At 73.9% G+C, this 14362-nt stretch carries 13 protein-coding genes; 8 read left to right on the top strand and 5 right to left on the bottom strand.

Translation table 11 applies throughout. The annotated features are described in order from the left end of the window. Positions 1-80: 80 nt before the first annotated feature. The 3 genes from ACH4KB_RS06535 to ACH4KB_RS06525 all read left to right on the top strand — a co-directional run bounded on the left by ACH4KB_RS06535 (position 81) and on the right by ACH4KB_RS06525 (position 3146). The gene (locus ACH4KB_RS06535) at positions 81-935 is read left to right on the top strand and encodes a MaoC/PaaZ C-terminal domain-containing protein (protein ID WP_398064197.1); all 855 of its coding nucleotides are present in this window, start codon (positions 81-83) and stop codon (positions 933-935) included. 152 nt (positions 936-1087) lie between these two features. Then, the gene (locus ACH4KB_RS06530) at positions 1088-2164 is read left to right on the top strand and encodes a Zn-dependent alcohol dehydrogenase (protein WP_398064195.1); all 1077 of its coding nucleotides are present in this window, start codon (positions 1088-1090) and stop codon (positions 2162-2164) included. Positions 2165-2198: 34 nt separating this feature from the next. Next, complete coding sequence (locus ACH4KB_RS06525; protein WP_398064193.1) at positions 2199-3146, top strand: 3-oxoacyl-ACP reductase; 948 nt, start codon at positions 2199-2201, stop codon at positions 3144-3146. 427 nt (positions 3147-3573) lie between these two features. Here ACH4KB_RS06525 and ACH4KB_RS06520 read toward each other — a convergent pair whose 3' ends face one another. Next, positions 3574-4965, bottom strand: coding sequence for a hypothetical protein (locus ACH4KB_RS06520; RefSeq protein WP_398064190.1), 1392 nt, complete (start codon positions 4963-4965; stop codon positions 3574-3576). Between the two features lie 210 nt (positions 4966-5175). Between ACH4KB_RS06520 and ACH4KB_RS06515 the strand changes: the two genes are divergently transcribed. From ACH4KB_RS06515 to ACH4KB_RS06500, 4 genes are all read left to right on the top strand, one after another. Beyond that, a complete protein-coding gene (locus ACH4KB_RS06515) occupies positions 5176-6213 on the top strand; it encodes an ABC transporter substrate-binding protein (RefSeq protein WP_398064188.1) in 1038 nt (345 codons plus the stop codon). 128 nt (positions 6214-6341) lie between these two features. Further along, the gene (locus ACH4KB_RS06510) at positions 6342-7178 is read left to right on the top strand and encodes a Nif3-like dinuclear metal center hexameric protein (RefSeq protein WP_398064185.1); all 837 of its coding nucleotides are present in this window, start codon (positions 6342-6344) and stop codon (positions 7176-7178) included. Then, on the top strand, positions 7175-7918 hold the full coding sequence (locus tag ACH4KB_RS06505; protein WP_398064670.1) for a zinc ribbon domain-containing protein: 744 nt from the start codon (positions 7175-7177) through the stop codon (positions 7916-7918). The genes ACH4KB_RS06510 and ACH4KB_RS06505 overlap by 4 nt, the downstream gene beginning before the upstream one ends. After that, positions 7918-9312 (top strand): bifunctional RNase H/acid phosphatase, encoded by a 1395-nt coding sequence (locus tag ACH4KB_RS06500; protein WP_398064182.1) that lies wholly within the window; start codon positions 7918-7920, stop codon positions 9310-9312. Before ACH4KB_RS06505 ends, ACH4KB_RS06500 begins: the two co-directional genes overlap by 1 nt. Before the next feature lie 87 nt (positions 9313-9399). Here the strand turns inward: ACH4KB_RS06500 and eda are convergent, their stop codons facing one another. Both eda and yaaA read right to left on the bottom strand, forming a co-directional pair. Further along, positions 9400-10050 (bottom strand): bifunctional 4-hydroxy-2-oxoglutarate aldolase/2-dehydro-3-deoxy-phosphogluconate aldolase, encoded by a 651-nt coding sequence (eda, locus tag ACH4KB_RS06495; RefSeq protein WP_398064180.1) that lies wholly within the window; start codon positions 10048-10050, stop codon positions 9400-9402. A gap of 112 nt (positions 10051-10162) precedes the next feature. Further along, positions 10163-10963 (bottom strand): peroxide stress protein YaaA, encoded by an 801-nt coding sequence (gene yaaA / locus ACH4KB_RS06490; RefSeq protein WP_398064177.1) that lies wholly within the window; start codon positions 10961-10963, stop codon positions 10163-10165. 232 nt (positions 10964-11195) lie between these two features. Here yaaA and ACH4KB_RS06485 point away from each other — a divergent pair, with 232 nt between their 5' ends. Next, positions 11196-12638: an RNB domain-containing ribonuclease gene (locus tag ACH4KB_RS06485; RefSeq protein WP_398064175.1), complete on the top strand. Its 1443-nt coding sequence runs from the start codon at positions 11196-11198 to the stop codon at positions 12636-12638. Here the strand turns inward: ACH4KB_RS06485 and ACH4KB_RS06480 are convergent. Continuing rightward, positions 12589-13431 carry a hypothetical protein gene (locus ACH4KB_RS06480; protein WP_398064668.1) on the bottom strand — a complete coding sequence of 281 codons (843 nt, stop codon included), beginning with the start codon at positions 13429-13431 and terminating at the stop codon, positions 12589-12591. The two genes, ACH4KB_RS06485 and ACH4KB_RS06480, sit on opposite strands and share 50 nt — an antisense overlap. Before the next feature lie 41 nt (positions 13432-13472). Beyond that, the gene (locus ACH4KB_RS06475) at positions 13473-14219 is read right to left on the bottom strand and encodes a MerR family transcriptional regulator (protein WP_398064172.1); all 747 of its coding nucleotides are present in this window, start codon (positions 14217-14219) and stop codon (positions 13473-13475) included. Positions 14220-14362 lie beyond the last annotated feature (143 nt).

The raw sequence follows: 14362 nt of genomic DNA, 5'->3' as shown, positions 1-14362 counted from the left end.
CGACCTCGGTGCGGCCGACGGTGCGGACGGCCGTGCCGAGGTCTTCCCACCGACCAGGACCATCAAGGAGCTGCTCCGTCATGCCCATTGATGCCCGGGCGGCACTCGCCGCCGAACCCCGCCGAGCCGAGATCGGCTGGGACCACAAGGACGTCCAGCTCTACCACCTGGGTCTCGGCGCCGGCAGCCCCGCCACCGACCCCGACGAACTGCGCTACACCCTGGAGTCCCGGCTCCAGGTCCTGCCGAGCTTCGCCACCGTCGCGGGCGCCGGCACGGCCGCCTTCGGCGGCATGGGGGCGCAGGGGGTCGACGTGGACCTCGCCGCGGTCCTGCACGGCGGACAGTCGTTGCGCGTCCACCGCCCGATCCCGGTGACCGGCAGCGCCGTGCAGACCTCGAAGGTCGCGGCGGTGTACGACAAGGGCAAGGCCGCCGTCATCGTGCTGCGTACAGAGGCGAGCGACGGCGACGGGCCGCTGTGGACCAACGACGCCCAGATCTTCGTACGGGGGGAGGGCGGCTTCGGCGGCGAACGCGGCCCCTCCGACCGCCTCGCCCCGCCGGAGCGGGCCCCCGACCGCATGGTGGAGCGGGCTGTCCGCGAGGACCAGGCGCTGCTCTACCGTCTCTCGGGGGACTGGAACCCGCTGCACGCCGACCCCGCCTTCGCCAAGCTGGCCGGCTTCGACCGGCCGATCCTGCACGGGCTGTGCACGTACGGCATGACGCTGAAGGCCGTCACCGACACCCTGCTGGACGGCGACGTTACCCGGATCACCGCCTACCGCACCCGATTCGCCGGCGTGGTCTTCCCCGGCGAGACCCTCCGGATCCGGATGTGGACCGGGGACGGCCGCGTCCAGGTGACGGTCGCCGCCGCCGAGCGGGACGACGCGCCGGTCCTCGCCGACACGGTCGTCGAACACGCCTGAGCCACACGCCTGAGCCACACGCCTGAGCCACACGCCTGAGCGACCCGCCTGAGCCACATGCCGGAGCGACGCGACTGAGCGACATGCCTGAGCGACACGACTGAGCACCGCAGAACCCTGATGTAGATGACGATGTGAGGGGATCCGTACCCATGCGCGCAGCCGTACTGCACGAGACAGGCCAGGAGAAGCTCGAAGTCCTCGACGACGTCGAGGCGGTGGGCTTTGGCCCGGGAAAGGTCAAGCTCCGCATCCGCGCCACCGGCCTCTGCCACTCGGACGTCTCCGCGATGAGCGGCGTCCTCCCGCAGCCCGCCCCCTTCATCCCCGGCCACGAGGGCGCGGGCGAGGTCATCGACGTCGGCGACGGGGTGACCGGGCTGAGCGCCGGCGACCGGGTCCTCGTCTGCTGGCTGCCCGCCTGCGGGGACTGCCCGTCCTGCAAACGCGGCCAGACCCAGCTGTGCCTCGCCGGTTTCCTGAACGCGGGCACCCCGAACTTCAAGCGCCCCGGCGGCGACGTCTTCGGCTTCGCGGGCACCGGCACCTTCACCGAGGAGGTCGTCGTCGGCGCGAGCTCCGCCGTGCCGATCCCCGACGACGTACCGTTCGAGATCGCCGCCCTGATCGGCTGCGGGGTCACCACCGGACTCGGCGCGGCCATCAACACGGCGAAGGTGGAGGCCGGTTCATCGGTCGCGGTGATCGGCTGCGGCGGCGTCGGCGTCTCCACGATCCAGGGCGCGCGAGTCCAGGGCGCGGCGCAGATCATCGCCGTCGACCCGGTCGCCTCCCGCCGCGAGGCCGCCCTCCGCTTCGGCGCGACGGAGGCCGTCGCCCCCGACGGGCTGGCCGACGCCAAGCAGCGGATCACCGGCGGCGAGGGCTTCGACTACGTCTTCGAGGTCGTCGGCAAGTCCGCCACCGCCCGCACCGCCTACGAGAACACCCGCCGCGGCGGCACCCTGTGCGTCGTCGGGGCCGGGGCCATGGACGACCACTTCCAGGTCAACATGTTCGAGCTGTTCTTCGACGAGAAGCGCATCCTGCCCTCCATGTACGGCGGCGGGGACGTCCTGCGCTCCTTCGACCGGGCCATCGCGCTCTGGCGGGCGGGCCGCATCGATCTGGAGTCGATGATCACCCACCGGGTCCGGCTGGACGGGGTCAACGACGCCTTGGACCAGATGCGCACGGGCGAGTCGCTGCGTACCTGCATCGAGCTCTGAACCCGGCGGCCGGACAACGATGTTGAGGATTCCCATGTCACTTCCCCTTCCGCTGGACGGACTGTCCGCGATCGTCACCGGCGCGGGCCGCGGCCTCGGCCGGGCCGAAGCCCTGGAACTGGCCCGCCTCGGCGCGGCCGTCGTCGTCAACGACTACGGGCAGCCGGGCCGCGACGGCTCCGGCGAGGCGTCCGCCGCCCCCGCCGAGGAGGTCGCCGCCGAGATCCGCGCCGCCGGCGGGCAGGCCGTCGCCCACCTCGGCGACGTCTCCGACCACGAACAGGCCCGCGCACTGGTCGGCTTGGCGGTCAGCACCTACGGCAGGCTCGACATCCTGGTCAACAACGCGGGCATCCTGCGCGACCGGATGGTCTTCTCGATGACCGAGGAGGAATGGGACTCGGTCGTCCGCGTCCACCTCAAGGGCCACTTCAACACCACGCACTTCGCCGCCGCCCACTGGCGCGCCCGCTCCAAGGAGACCGGCGGACCGGTCTACGGGCGGATCGTCAACACGTCCTCGGAGGCGTTCCTCGCGGGCTCGGCGGGCCAGCCCAACTACGCCGCGGCCAAAGGCGGCATCGTCGGCCTCACCACCTCCACCGCGCTCGCCCTCGCCAAGTACGGCGTCACCGCCAACGCCATCTGCCCGCGCGCCCGCACCCGGATGACCGAGGACGTGTTCGCGGGCTTCCAGGAACCGGCGGACGGAACCCTCGACCCCCTGGCGCCCGAGCACGTGTCCCCGCTCGTCGGCTATCTCGCCTCACCGGCGGCGGCCGGGGTCAACGGGCAACTGCTCGTCGTGCACGGAGGGATGGTCGCCGTCGTCGAACGGCCCCGGGTGGCTGCCCGGTTCGACGCGGCGAAGGAGACCTTCACCTTCGCGGAGCTGGACGGACTGCTCACCCCGTACTACGCGGACCGGCCCCCGAACGAGACCTTCGCCGCCGCCGAAGTCCTCGGCCTGAAGCGGAGGTAGCGGGGGGAGCGCGGCACACGGAAGGGCCCGGCCGGCTGTCCGCCGGACGCTGTTGGTCCCAACAGCGTCGGCTGTCCGCCGGTCCGGGCCCTCCCGTCGTGCTGAAACGCGCCTGCCGAGCGGCTCTCAGGCCGCCCTGGACTCCTCGTCGGCGGGCCGACGGTGGCGACCGTGCGGCTGCGCCGACGTGTTCTCCGCCGACGCACCCCCTCGGTGCCTTCCGGAACCGCCGGTCCCGGCCCCCTCGTCCGCCCCCGTCGGGCGCTGCTGGTTCGTGTCGATCCGTGCTTCGGACATGTGGGAAGTCACCCCGTTGTGATCGCTTACCTGTGTCGCACCTACGTGTGTCGCAGAACCCGCCGCCGCCATCCGACGTGGTCACCGTCGGTACCCGCCCGATACGGCCGCGTAGCCCAGGATCCCGATCTTAATCAGAACGAGCGGCTCGGTGCAGAGGCGCCTGCCCCAACGGAACGGGCTTACACACAGCAGGAGCGGAGACGGCGGCGGACGGTTGCGTTCCGCCTTCCGCGTCACCCGGACGGCCGGTCCCGGAAGAGGTTTCCACGTCTCCGGGCGCGTCCAGCATCGCCACGCCGCAGGACGTCGCCCCGTTCGTGTACGGGAGACGCAGCACCCCGTCCCGGCTCCAGTACCCGGCCCCCGCCGCCCAGCCCAGCGGGGCGGCGAACTGGTGCAGCCGGCGTCCCGCAGGACGCCAGACCCCCAGCCAGCTGCCCGCGGCCCCGTCGATCCGCAGCGCCACCGCGCAGCTCTCCGGCATCAGCATCTGGCCCGGCTGCACCGCGAACGGCGTCACCGCCGCGTCCGCGAGGCGCAGGCACTCCGGGAACCTGACCGGCAGACAGCTCCCCAGCACCCCCCAGCCGAGCCGGTCGTGGCCCGGGGCGTCCGAGCGGATCAACAGCAGCCCGCTGTCGGCGTCCGCGAGCAGCAGCCGGTCGTCGCTGTCCGGCGCGATCTGGAGCAGCGGCGTCACCTCGGCCCCCCGCCCCAGGTCGACGACGACCGCCTTGACCGGTCCGCCGCCCGGCGCCCGCCGGTCCAGCGCCAGCAGCCGGCCCGCCCGGTCCAGCCAGACCCCGCCCGAACAGCGCCCGGGAATCCGCGCGATCTCCTCGGGCCCGAACGCGCCGCCCGCCACCAGCCAGAGCGACGCGTAGCGGTCGCCGGCCGACAGGGCGTAGACGCACCGCCCGTCCGGCGACGGCGGCAACAGCGTCATCTCCGCGCACTCGACGGCGCCCAGCAGGAGTTCGCCGGTCCCGGGCCCTGTCGGGTAGAGCAGCGAGAACATCTGCCGTTCCGCGACCCGCCGCCGGATCAGCACCCGCCCGTCGGCGAGCGGCGCCACCTCGGCGTCCGGCTCCTCGGGCTGACCGAGGGGGAGGGGCACCGCGTACGGCTCCGGCCCGTCCAGCGTCCACCGCTCCGGATACCAGGCGCGCTCGCCCGGCGGGCCGGGAGCCGCGGTGAGCCGGGCGGCGTAGGCCCCGTCCGCGGTGAGCGTGAAGCCGCCGGGCAGCGGCGCGTCATCGACCCGCGCCGCCGGGCCGCGCGCGGCGGACGACGTCTCCGGACCGGCCTTGTCCGCGCCGCGTCCGGGCAGGCCGGGAGCGTCCGCCCCGGTGGACTTCACGGGGTCGCCGGGTCCCTCCGGTCCCGCTTCCGTTCCGTACTTCTTCAGGCCGGATCCCGCTCCGGACTCCTTCGGGTCGGGTTCCGTTCCGGATTCCGCTTCGGGTTCCGCCGTCGCGGCGGCCCCGGCGGGTCCACCCTCGATGGCACAGGCAGTCATGGACTCGTCACCTCCAGCTACGAAAGCTAGTTTTCGCACTTCCAGCCGAACAACACGAGCCACCTGACTTCACACATAAGGGTGGTGATGCCCGGATTCTCCTGAGGTGGAGGGGGTGAGTGTGCTGGTGGAGATGGTCGCGTCTATGGTTAGGCGGCCCTAACCAAGAACCCGTGCCCACGCACGTACGCGGACCATCTGGAGCAAGTGATGTCCCTTCGACCCCGCGGCACCGCCGCAGTCGCCCTGGCCGTGGCGGCCGCCCTCTCCCTGTCGGCCTGCGGGGCCGGTGACGGCGGGGACGCGGCGAAGTCCGACGCGGACGGCGGCAAGAAGGCGGCCGTCGCCACCGGCGGCAAGGACTTCGCGGACGCGGCGAAGAAGACCGCGGCGTACGGCACCGACGCCGAGGCCGGCGAGTTCCCCCGTACGGTCACCCACGCCATGGGCAGGACCGAGATCAAGAACGCGCCCCAGCGCGTGGTCGTGCTGGACGTCGGCGAGTTCGACAACGTCGTGTCCCTGGGTCTGAAGCCGGTCGGCTACGCCCCCAGCGAGGGCGACGCGGCCATCCCCTCCTACCTGGAGAAGGGCGCGGGCGAGCCGAAGAGCGTCGGCACGATCAACAGCCTCAACCTCGAAGCCATCGCCGGCCTCCAGCCGGACCTGATCCTCGGCAGCCAGCTCCGCGCCGCGGACAAGTACGACGAGCTGTCCAAGATCGCCCCCACCGTGTTCTCCATCCGCCCGGGCTTCACCTGGAAGGAGAACTACCTCCTCAACGCCCAGGCCCTGGACCGTACGGAGCAGGCCGAGTCGGCGCTCGCCGCGTACGAGGACAAGGCGAAGAAGCTCGGCGAGGACATCGGCCCCGACAAGCCGACCGTCTCGATGGTCCGCTACCTGCCCGACCGTCTCCGCCTCTACGCCAAGGCCTCGTTCATCGGCACGATCCTCGAAGACGTCGGTCTGCCGCGTCCGAAGAACCAGCAGATCAACGACCTCGCCGCCGAGATCAGCCCGGAGAGGATCGACGAGGCCGACGCCGACTGGATCTTCACCGGCGTCTACGGCGACCCGAAGGCCACCCAGCGCGACACCGCCCGGTCCAACCCGCTGTGGAAGAACCTGAAGGCCGTCAAGGAGGGCCGGGCCAAGGACGTCTCCGACGAGACCTGGTACCTGGGCCTCGGCGTCACCTCGGCCGGCCTGGTCCTCGACGACCTCCGCGCCGACCTGGTGAAGTGACCGGCTCCCCGGTACGGGAGCGTCGCGGCGCCCCTGCGAAGTAACGATTCGTGTCCGGCCGCCGGTCCTGGCGTACAGGTCCGGCGGCCAGGGGCGACGGACCACCCCGGACAGGTAGCCTTTCCCCCGTGCCCCGTCTGTCTGAAGTCATCGCCGCCCTCGACGCCCTCTGGCCCCCCGAGCGGGCCGAGGGATGGGACGCGGTCGGGACGGTCTGCGGCGATCCGGACGCGGAGATCGACCGGGTGCTGTTCGCCGTCGACCCGGTCCGCGAGATCGCCGACGAGGCCCAGGAGCTCGGCGCCCAGCTGATCGTCACCCACCACCCGCTCTATCTGCGCGGGACGACGACGGTCGCCGCCGACACCTTCAAGGGCCGGATCGTCCACACCCTCATCAAGCACGACATCGCCCTCCATGTCGCGCACACCAACGCCGACACCGCGGACCCCGGCGTCTCCGACGCCCTGGCCGGCGCCCTCGACCTGCGGATCACCGGGCCCCTGGTCCCCGACCCCACCGACCCCGAGGGCCGGCGCGGGCTCGGCCGGATCTGCGCACTGGACCACCCCGAGACCCTGGCCGCCTTCGCCGCCCGCGCCGCCGCCCGGCTCCCCGCCACCGCGCAGGGCATCCGGCTGGCCGGCGACCCGGAGGCGCTCGTGCGGACCGTCGCCGTCAGCGGAGGCTCCGGCGACAGCCTCTTCGACGCCGTGCGCGCCGCGGGCGTCGACGCCTTCCTCACCGCCGACCTGCGCCACCACCCGGCCTCCGAAGCCGTGCGGCACACGCCGCTCGGCCTCGTCGACGCCGCGCACTGGGCCACCGAATGGCCCTGGTGCGAGCAGGCGGCCGCCCAGCTCGACGCGCTTTCCGACCGCCACGGATGGGACCTGCGGGTCCATGTCTCGAAGCAGGTCACCGACCCCTGGACCACCCACCATTCCTCTGGAGCCCCCAACTGAACGCCGCGCCCGCCGACCAGATCCGACTTCTCGACGTCCAGGCCCTCGACCTCCGACTCGCGCAGCTCTCCCACAAGCGGACCTCGCTGCCGGAGCACGCCGAGATCGAGCAGCTCGGCAGCGACCTCGCCCAGCTGCGTGACCTGCTGGTCGCCTCCACCACCGAGGAGAGCGACACCACCCGTGAGCAGACCAAGGCCGAGCAGGACGTCGACCAGGTGCGCCAGCGCGCCGTCCGCGACCAGCAGCGCCTGGACTCCGGCGCCGTCTCCTCGCCCAAGGACCTGGAGAGCCTCCAGCGCGAGCTCGTCTCGCTCGCCAAGCGCCAGGGAGACCTGGAGGACGTCGTCCTGGAGATCATGGAGCGCCGCGAGGGCGCCCAGGAGCGGGTCGCCGAGCTGACCGAGCGGGTCGCCGCCGTCCAGGCCAAGGTCGACGACGCCACCGCCCGCCGCGACGCCGCGACCGCCGAGCTGGACGCCGAGGCCGCCACGGTGGCCAAGGACCGCCAGATCGTCGCCGAGGTCATCCCCGCCGACCTGCTGAAGCTGTACGACAAGCTCCGCGCCCAGCAGGGCGGCGTCGGCGCCGCCCGGCTCTACCAGCGCCGCTGCGAGGGCTGCCGTCTCGAGCTGAACATGGCCGAGGTGGGCGACGTGCGTGCCGCCTCCCCCGACACCGTCCTGCGCTGCGAGAACTGCCACCGCATCCTGGTCCGCACCTCGGAGTCGGGCCTGTAATGAGCGCCGCGCGCCAGGTGGTCGTCGAGGCCGACGGCGGCTCCCGGGGCAACCCGGGGCCCGCCGGTTACGGCGCGGTCGTCCTCGACCCCGCCACCGGTGAACCCCTCGCCGAGGCCGCCGAGTACATCGGCGTCGCGACGAACAACGTCGCCGAGTACCGGGGCCTGATCGCCGGACTGACAGCCGCGAAGGCGTTGTTCCCGGACGCGGGGGACGCGCTGCGGGTCCACGTCCGGATGGACTCCAAGCTGGTCGTCGAGCAGATGTCGGGGCGCTGGAAGATCAAGCACCCCGACATGAAGCCGCTGGCGGCCCGCGCCGCCGCGATCCTGCCGCCGTCCTCGGTGACGTACGAGTGGATCCCGCGCGCGCAGAACAAGCACGCGGACCGGCTCGCCAACGAGGCGATGGACGCGGGCCGCGACGGCAGGCAGTGGGAGGCGTCCGCCTCGACGGCCGCCCTCGACACCCCGGCACGCTCCACCGTGAGCACCCCGCCGCCCGCCCAGGGCCCGCCCGGCGACCAGGTCGCGGGCGCGGCCAGGGCCCGTGCGGCCCTCGCCGCCGCACGCGGAGCGGCAGCACCCGCGGCCGACACCCTCTTCCCGGTGCCGGAGCCCGGGGTTCCGGACACCACGGTCCCCGCCGCGTCGGCCTCCGCACCGGCCCCCGGGCAGCCGGCCGGAACCGCGCCGGAGGGGCCCGGAGCCTCGCAGCCGCAGCCGGCCGGCGCACCGCAGACCGGCTGGGGACCGGCCCCCGACCTGGGGGCGCCCGCCACGCTCGTCCTGCTCCGGCACGGCGAGACCGCCCTCACGCCCGAGAAGCGGTTCTCCGGCAGCGGCGGCACCGACCCCGAACTCTCCGCCGCCGGCCGGGGCCAGGCCGAGCGGGCCGCCGGGCACTTCGCCGCCCTGGGCACCGTCCAGGAGATCGTCAGCTCCCCGCTGCGCCGCTGCCGCGAGACCGCCGCGGCCGTCGCCGACCGCCTCGGCCTCGACGTCCGGATCGACGAAGACCTGCGCGAGACGGACTTCGGCGCGTGGGAGGGCCTGACCTTCGGGGAGGCACGGGAGCGGTACGGGGACGACCTCACCGCCTGGCTGGCCTCCCCGGACACCGCCCCGACCGGCGGCGGCGAGAGCTTCGCGGAGGTCGCCGAGCGGGTCGCGGCCGCCCGGGACCGGATCGTCGCCCGGTACGCGGGCCGCACAGTCCTGCTCGTCACGCATGTGACCCCGATCAAGACGCTCGTCCGGCTCGCCCTGGGAGCCCCGCCCGAGGCGCTGTTCAGGATGGAGCTGTCGGCGGCCTCGATCTCCACGGTCGCCTACTACGGGGACGGCAACGCCTCCGTACGCCTGCTCAACGACACGTCCCACCTGCGCTAGCGGGGCGCGAGCCCGACGACCTGCGCCAGCCGGACCACCAGCCCCGACGACCCGGCCGTCGGGGCTGCTCGGCGTCGCCGTGGGGCCCTACCGGGCGAGCGCCGCCGCCTCGGCGGCCAGGCGGGCCACCCGGTCCCAGTCCTTCGCCGCCACCGCGTCGCCCGGCACCATCCAGCTGCCGCCCACGCAGCCGACGTTGGGCAGCGCGAGGTACGAGGGCGCGGAGGTGAGCGTGATGCCGCCGGTCGGGCAGAACCGGGCCTGGGGGAGCGGCGCGGACAGGGCCTTGAGGTAGGCCGTGCCGCCCGCCGCCTCGGCCGGGAAGAACTTCATCTCCCGCACCCCGCGCTCCAGCAGGGCCACCACCTCGGAGGTGGTCGAGACACCGGGCAGGAACGGGACCCCGGACGCCTTCATCGCCTCCAGCAGCGCGTCCGTCCACCCCGGGCTGACCAGGAACCGGGCCCCGGCGTCGACGGTGTCCCGTACGTGCTCCGGCGAGATCACCGTGCCCGCCCCGACCACCGCGCCCGGGACCTCGGCGGCCATGGCCCGGATCGACTCCAGCGCGGCGGGCGTCCGCAGCGTCACCTCGATCGCCGGCAGCCCGCCCGCCACCAGCGCCCGCGCCAGCGGCACCGCGTCCGCCGCGTCGTGCAGGACCACGACGGGGACGACGGGCGCGAGATCCAGCACGGAGGCGTCGGACGGGGCGGAGGGCGCGGCAGAGGAGGTCATGGGGCCATCCTGCCGCGCCCAAGGCAGTATCTGCAACGAGCGTTGCGCACAGCGCAACGGGACTGCGGGGAGTGGCGCCGCACTGTGCGCGAAGGCACCCCTCCCGGGCCGGTCAGTGGATCTCCGTCACCACCACGTCCAGAGCCCACGGCCGCCCGGCCCGCGCGGGGGCCTCGGCCTCCACCACGTAACCGAGGTCCCGCAACACCTCCACCAGCTGCGCCGGGCCCTTCGGCCGCGCACCCGCCACCAGCAGATCGCGCACCAGCCGGCCCTTGGTCGCCTTGTTGAAGTGGCTCACCACGGACCGCTTCTCCACCCCGCCCACCAGCTGGGAGTGCAGCACCCGCACGCTCGCCGTACGCGACGCCACCTCACCCGCAGGCTTCCACGCCGCCGCGTACGCCGACGACCGCAGGTCCAGGACGAGCCCGTTCCCGGCGGCCTCGGGCAGCACGGTCTCCATCGGGGTACGCCAGTACGTGCCGAGCGCGCCGAGACCGGGCAGCCTCACCCCCATCGAGCAGCGGTACGGCGGAACCCGGTCGCCGATCCGGACCGCGCCCCACAGCCCCGAGAAGACCAGCAGCGACTTCGCCGCCCGCCGCCGCGCGTCCGCCTCCAGCGAGGCCAGGTCGAGCGCGTCGTACAGCACGCCGGTGTACAGCTCCCCGGCCGGACGGGTCCCGGCGGTGCGCAGTTCGGCGTTCTTGCCGACCTCGCCCCGCAGCCCCACGCTCAGCCCCAGCACCTCACGGGCCTTCTCCTCGTCCGCCCGGCACAGCTCGACCAGCTCGTCCAGCACCGCCGCACGGGCCGGGGCGAGCCCCGGCAGCGACAACGACTCCGGCTTCAGTGAAGCCCCGCGCCCCGAGGCGGCCTTTCCTTCGGAGGGCGGCAACAGCACGAGCACGGCGGTTCTCCTTCGTACGTACGGCGCAAGCGCGGACCAGGTCGGCGTGCGGGCTCTCCGGGTCCTCGGCAAGGGTACGGGGACGGGGCACCGGCCCCGTACGGCGAGAGTCGCGCCCCCTTGTACGCGCGGGGGCCTGCGGACGCGTCCGCGCGGGGGCCTGCGGACGCGTCCGCGCGGGACCGGGCACGCCCAGGATGCCGCCCGTCCCCGCCCGGCCTACGCTCGGGCCATGCCCCGCCGCCACCTGCGTATGACCGGTGCAGCCGACTGCTCGCTCGGCGCCGCCCTGCGGGCGCTGCGCACCGAACTCGACCTGCCCGCCGCCTTCCCGCCCGAGGTGCTCGCGGAAGCGGCGGAGGCGGCGCGGGGCCCGGATCTGTCGGCCCACGAGGATGCCACGGACCTGCCGTTCCTCACCATCGACCCGCCCACCTCCACGGACCTCGACCAGGCGATGCACCTGGAGCGCCGCAGCCACGGCTTCCGGGTGCACTACGCCATCGCGGACGTCGCCGCGTATGTCCGGCCGGGCGGCGCGCTCGACGCCGAGGCCCACCGCCGGGTCAGCACCCTCTACTTCCCCGACGACCGGATCCCCCTCCACCCACCGGTCCTCTCCGAGGGCGCCGCCAGCCTCCTCCCCGGCGAGACCCGCCCGGCCGCGCTGTGGCGGATCGACCTGGACGGCGACGGGCGGGCCGTCGCCGCCGACGTGACCCGGGCCCTGGTCCGCAGCCGCGCGAAGCTCGACTACGCGGGCGTCCAACGGCAGATCGACGCGGGCACCGCCGAAGAGCCCCTCGCCCTGCTCCGGGACATCGGGCGGCTGCGCGCGGAACAGGAACGGGCCCGGGGCGGCATCTCGCTCGACGTCCCCGAACAGGAGATCGTCCAACGGGACGACTCCTACGGTCTCGTCTACCGCGCCACGCTCCCCGCCGAGGCCTGGAACGCCCAGATCTCCCTGCTCACCGGCATGGCCGCCGCTCGCCTCATGGCCGACACGGGCACCGGCGTCCTGCGCACCCTGCCGATCGCCCCGGACGGAGCCGTCGCCCGGCTGCGGCGCTCCGCCCACGCCCTGCGCGTCGACTGGCCGCCCCACGTCCCGTACGCCGATGTCGTCCGCTCCCTCGACCCGACGAGGAGCAACCACGCGGCGTTCCTCCAGGAGTGCACCACCCTGCTCCGCGGCGCGGGTTACACCGCCTTCGACGACGGCGAACTCCCCGACCCCGCCGTCCACGCGGCGGTCGCCGACCTCTACACGCACTGCACCGCACCGCTGCGCCGCCTCGTCGACCGGTACGCGTCCGAACTCTGCCTCGCCGCGACCGCGGGGAAGGAGCCTCCGGCCTGGGTACGGGAGGCACTCCCCGCCCTCCCGAAGGAGATGGCCGAGGGGACACGCCGCGCGGGCACCGTGGAACGGGCCTGCGTCGACCTCGTCGAGGCGGCGTTGCTGGAGGGGCACGTGGGCGAGCTCTTCGACGCGTACGTCGTCGACGTCCAGGACCGCGACCCCGCCGCCGGCACGGTCCACCTCCGGGATCCGGCGATCGTCGGCCGGATCGAGGGCGGCACGGCCCCGCTTCCGCTGGGGGAGCGGCTGCGGGTCCGGCTCACGCAGGCGGGTCCGGCGTCGAGGACGGTGCTGTTCGCTCCGGCGTGAGGGGAGACGTCAGCGCGGCGACCACCGCCCGCGGGTCGTCGGCGTGGAAGCGGAGCGTCCGGGCACTCCCGCGCCGCCCCAGGGGCCGCACGAACTCCACCGGCTCCGTCAGCTCCACCGTCACCGTCGTATGGCTCCCCACCACCAGATCGAGCGTCCCGTCCTCGTCGGTCCGGACCAGGGCCCCGTCCGGATAGCGCCGCTCCACCCGGGCGGTCGCGATCACGGCGGCGGGCACCCGCAGATCGAACAGGGCGCCGTAGCGCAGCCGCAGCGAACCGTCCGCCGCCACGAGATGCGGCCGGGTCACGCAGGCCGCGTGCAGGGCGAGGATGATGACGATCCCGTACACGTCCACCACGAGCAGGACCGCGTGGACCAGCGGCCAGGGGATCACCAGCGCCAGCACCACCGTCTCCACGACGGAGACGAAGAGAAACGCGTACATGATCCCGGTCTGCGGTTCGGTGTACGAGAACGGCCGGGCCCCCTCCGGGATCCGGTGGCGGCGGCGCAGGGCCCACAGCCCGAGACTGTGCAGCGCCCGGAACTCGTGCACGACCAGCCGCCGCACGGCCACCGGCACCACGGCCCGCACCGTGGCCAGTCCGGCCTCCCGCCGCGTGCCCCCGGCCCGCCGCCGCGCCGCGTACAGCGGCCACATCACGGCCGCCTCCAGCGCGAGCACCCCCACGACCAGCGCCTCGGCTCCCAGCAGAACGGCCCCGGGTATCCGGACCCCGGCCACCAGGCAGACCGCCAGCGCGACCTCCCCGGGCAGCACCGCCCACATCGCGGCCCGAGCCGCCCGCAGGCCCCTCGTCCTCCCGGTACTCACGCGTTCCTCCCCCGCACCCGCTCGGCCAGCCCCTCCATCACCCGGCGCACGACCGCGCGCTGCGCGGGCGGGTAGTCGTCGAGCAGCACCCGCCCGAGCCCCGTCGCCGACGGCTCGCCCTCGGGAATCACCGTCAGGACCTCGTCCGGTACGGCGGCGACCAGCTCGGCCGCCAGCGGCGCGACGCGCGGGTCGTCCACCCCGGCCCCGGCCAGTTCGTCGAGCCGCTCGTACAGCGCGAGAACGCCCGGGTCCTCGGCCAGCGGGCGCAGCGCGGCGAACACCTCGGCCCCGGCGCCGTCGCCCGCCGCGTCCAGCAACGACAGATGCTCGCGGTCCTTCGCGGCGGCCGGGGACGTGGTGGCGGGCGCCTGGTCCAACAGCGCGGCGAGGGCGGGGGAGAGCGGCCCGTCCGAGGTGAGCGGCGCCCGAAGGAGCTCGGCCAGCACCTCCCGCCGCTCGTGGATCTCCCGTTCCTGCCGCGCCAGATCGGCGTCGAGTTCCCCGAGCACCTCGGCCAGCTCCCGCCCCGCGTCGTCGGCGAGCACGTCCCGCACCTCGTCCAGGGAGAGCCCGATCTCCGTCAGCCGCCTGATCCTGGCCAGCAGCACGGCATCGCGGACGGTGTAGGCCCGATAGCCGTTGGCCTGCCGGGCGGGCTCGGGCAGGAGGCCGATGTGGTGGTAGTGCCGGACGGCCCGGGAAGTGACTCCCACGAGTGCGGCGATCTCTCCGATACGCATGCGGCCAGTAGAAACGTTGACGCCGCGACAAGGTCAAGCACCGTTTCCTTCTCCCGCTTCCGTCCGCGCCGTGCCGGCCTGTGCCACGATCGGGGGAAGAACTCCGATCTCACGGACGGCTGGTCCCCCGATGCCCCAGTCTG

The sequence above is a fragment of the Streptomyces sp. NPDC017520 genome (assembly GCF_044329855.1).
Taxonomy (GTDB): domain Bacteria; phylum Actinomycetota; class Actinomycetes; order Streptomycetales; family Streptomycetaceae; genus Streptomyces.
Note: the sequence above shows the minus strand (reverse complement) of the source record. Positions and strands in the feature narration are given on the sequence as shown.

Coding starts and splice junctions, on each gene's coding strand:
- ACH4KB_RS06485 (WP_398064175.1), top strand. CDS start 11,196: ATGCCCCGCCGCCACCTGCGTATGACCGGTGCAGCCGACTGCTCGCTC.
- ACH4KB_RS06475 (WP_398064172.1), bottom strand. CDS start 14,219: ATGCGTATCGGAGAGATCGCCGCACTCGTGGGAGTCACTTCCCGGGCC.
- ACH4KB_RS06515 (WP_398064188.1), top strand. CDS start 5,176: ATGTCCCTTCGACCCCGCGGCACCGCCGCAGTCGCCCTGGCCGTGGCG.
- ACH4KB_RS06535 (WP_398064197.1), top strand. CDS start 81: ATGCCCATTGATGCCCGGGCGGCACTCGCCGCCGAACCCCGCCGAGCC.
- ACH4KB_RS06500 (WP_398064182.1), top strand. CDS start 7,918: ATGAGCGCCGCGCGCCAGGTGGTCGTCGAGGCCGACGGCGGCTCCCGG.
- ACH4KB_RS06480 (WP_398064668.1), bottom strand. CDS start 13,431: ATGTGGGCGGTGCTGCCCGGGGAGGTCGCGCTGGCGGTCTGCCTGGTG.
- eda (WP_398064180.1), bottom strand. CDS start 10,050: ATGACCTCCTCTGCCGCGCCCTCCGCCCCGTCCGACGCCTCCGTGCTG.
- ACH4KB_RS06530 (WP_398064195.1), top strand. CDS start 1,088: ATGCGCGCAGCCGTACTGCACGAGACAGGCCAGGAGAAGCTCGAAGTC.
- ACH4KB_RS06525 (WP_398064193.1), top strand. CDS start 2,199: ATGTCACTTCCCCTTCCGCTGGACGGACTGTCCGCGATCGTCACCGGC.
- ACH4KB_RS06520 (WP_398064190.1), bottom strand. CDS start 4,965: ATGACTGCCTGTGCCATCGAGGGTGGACCCGCCGGGGCCGCCGCGACG.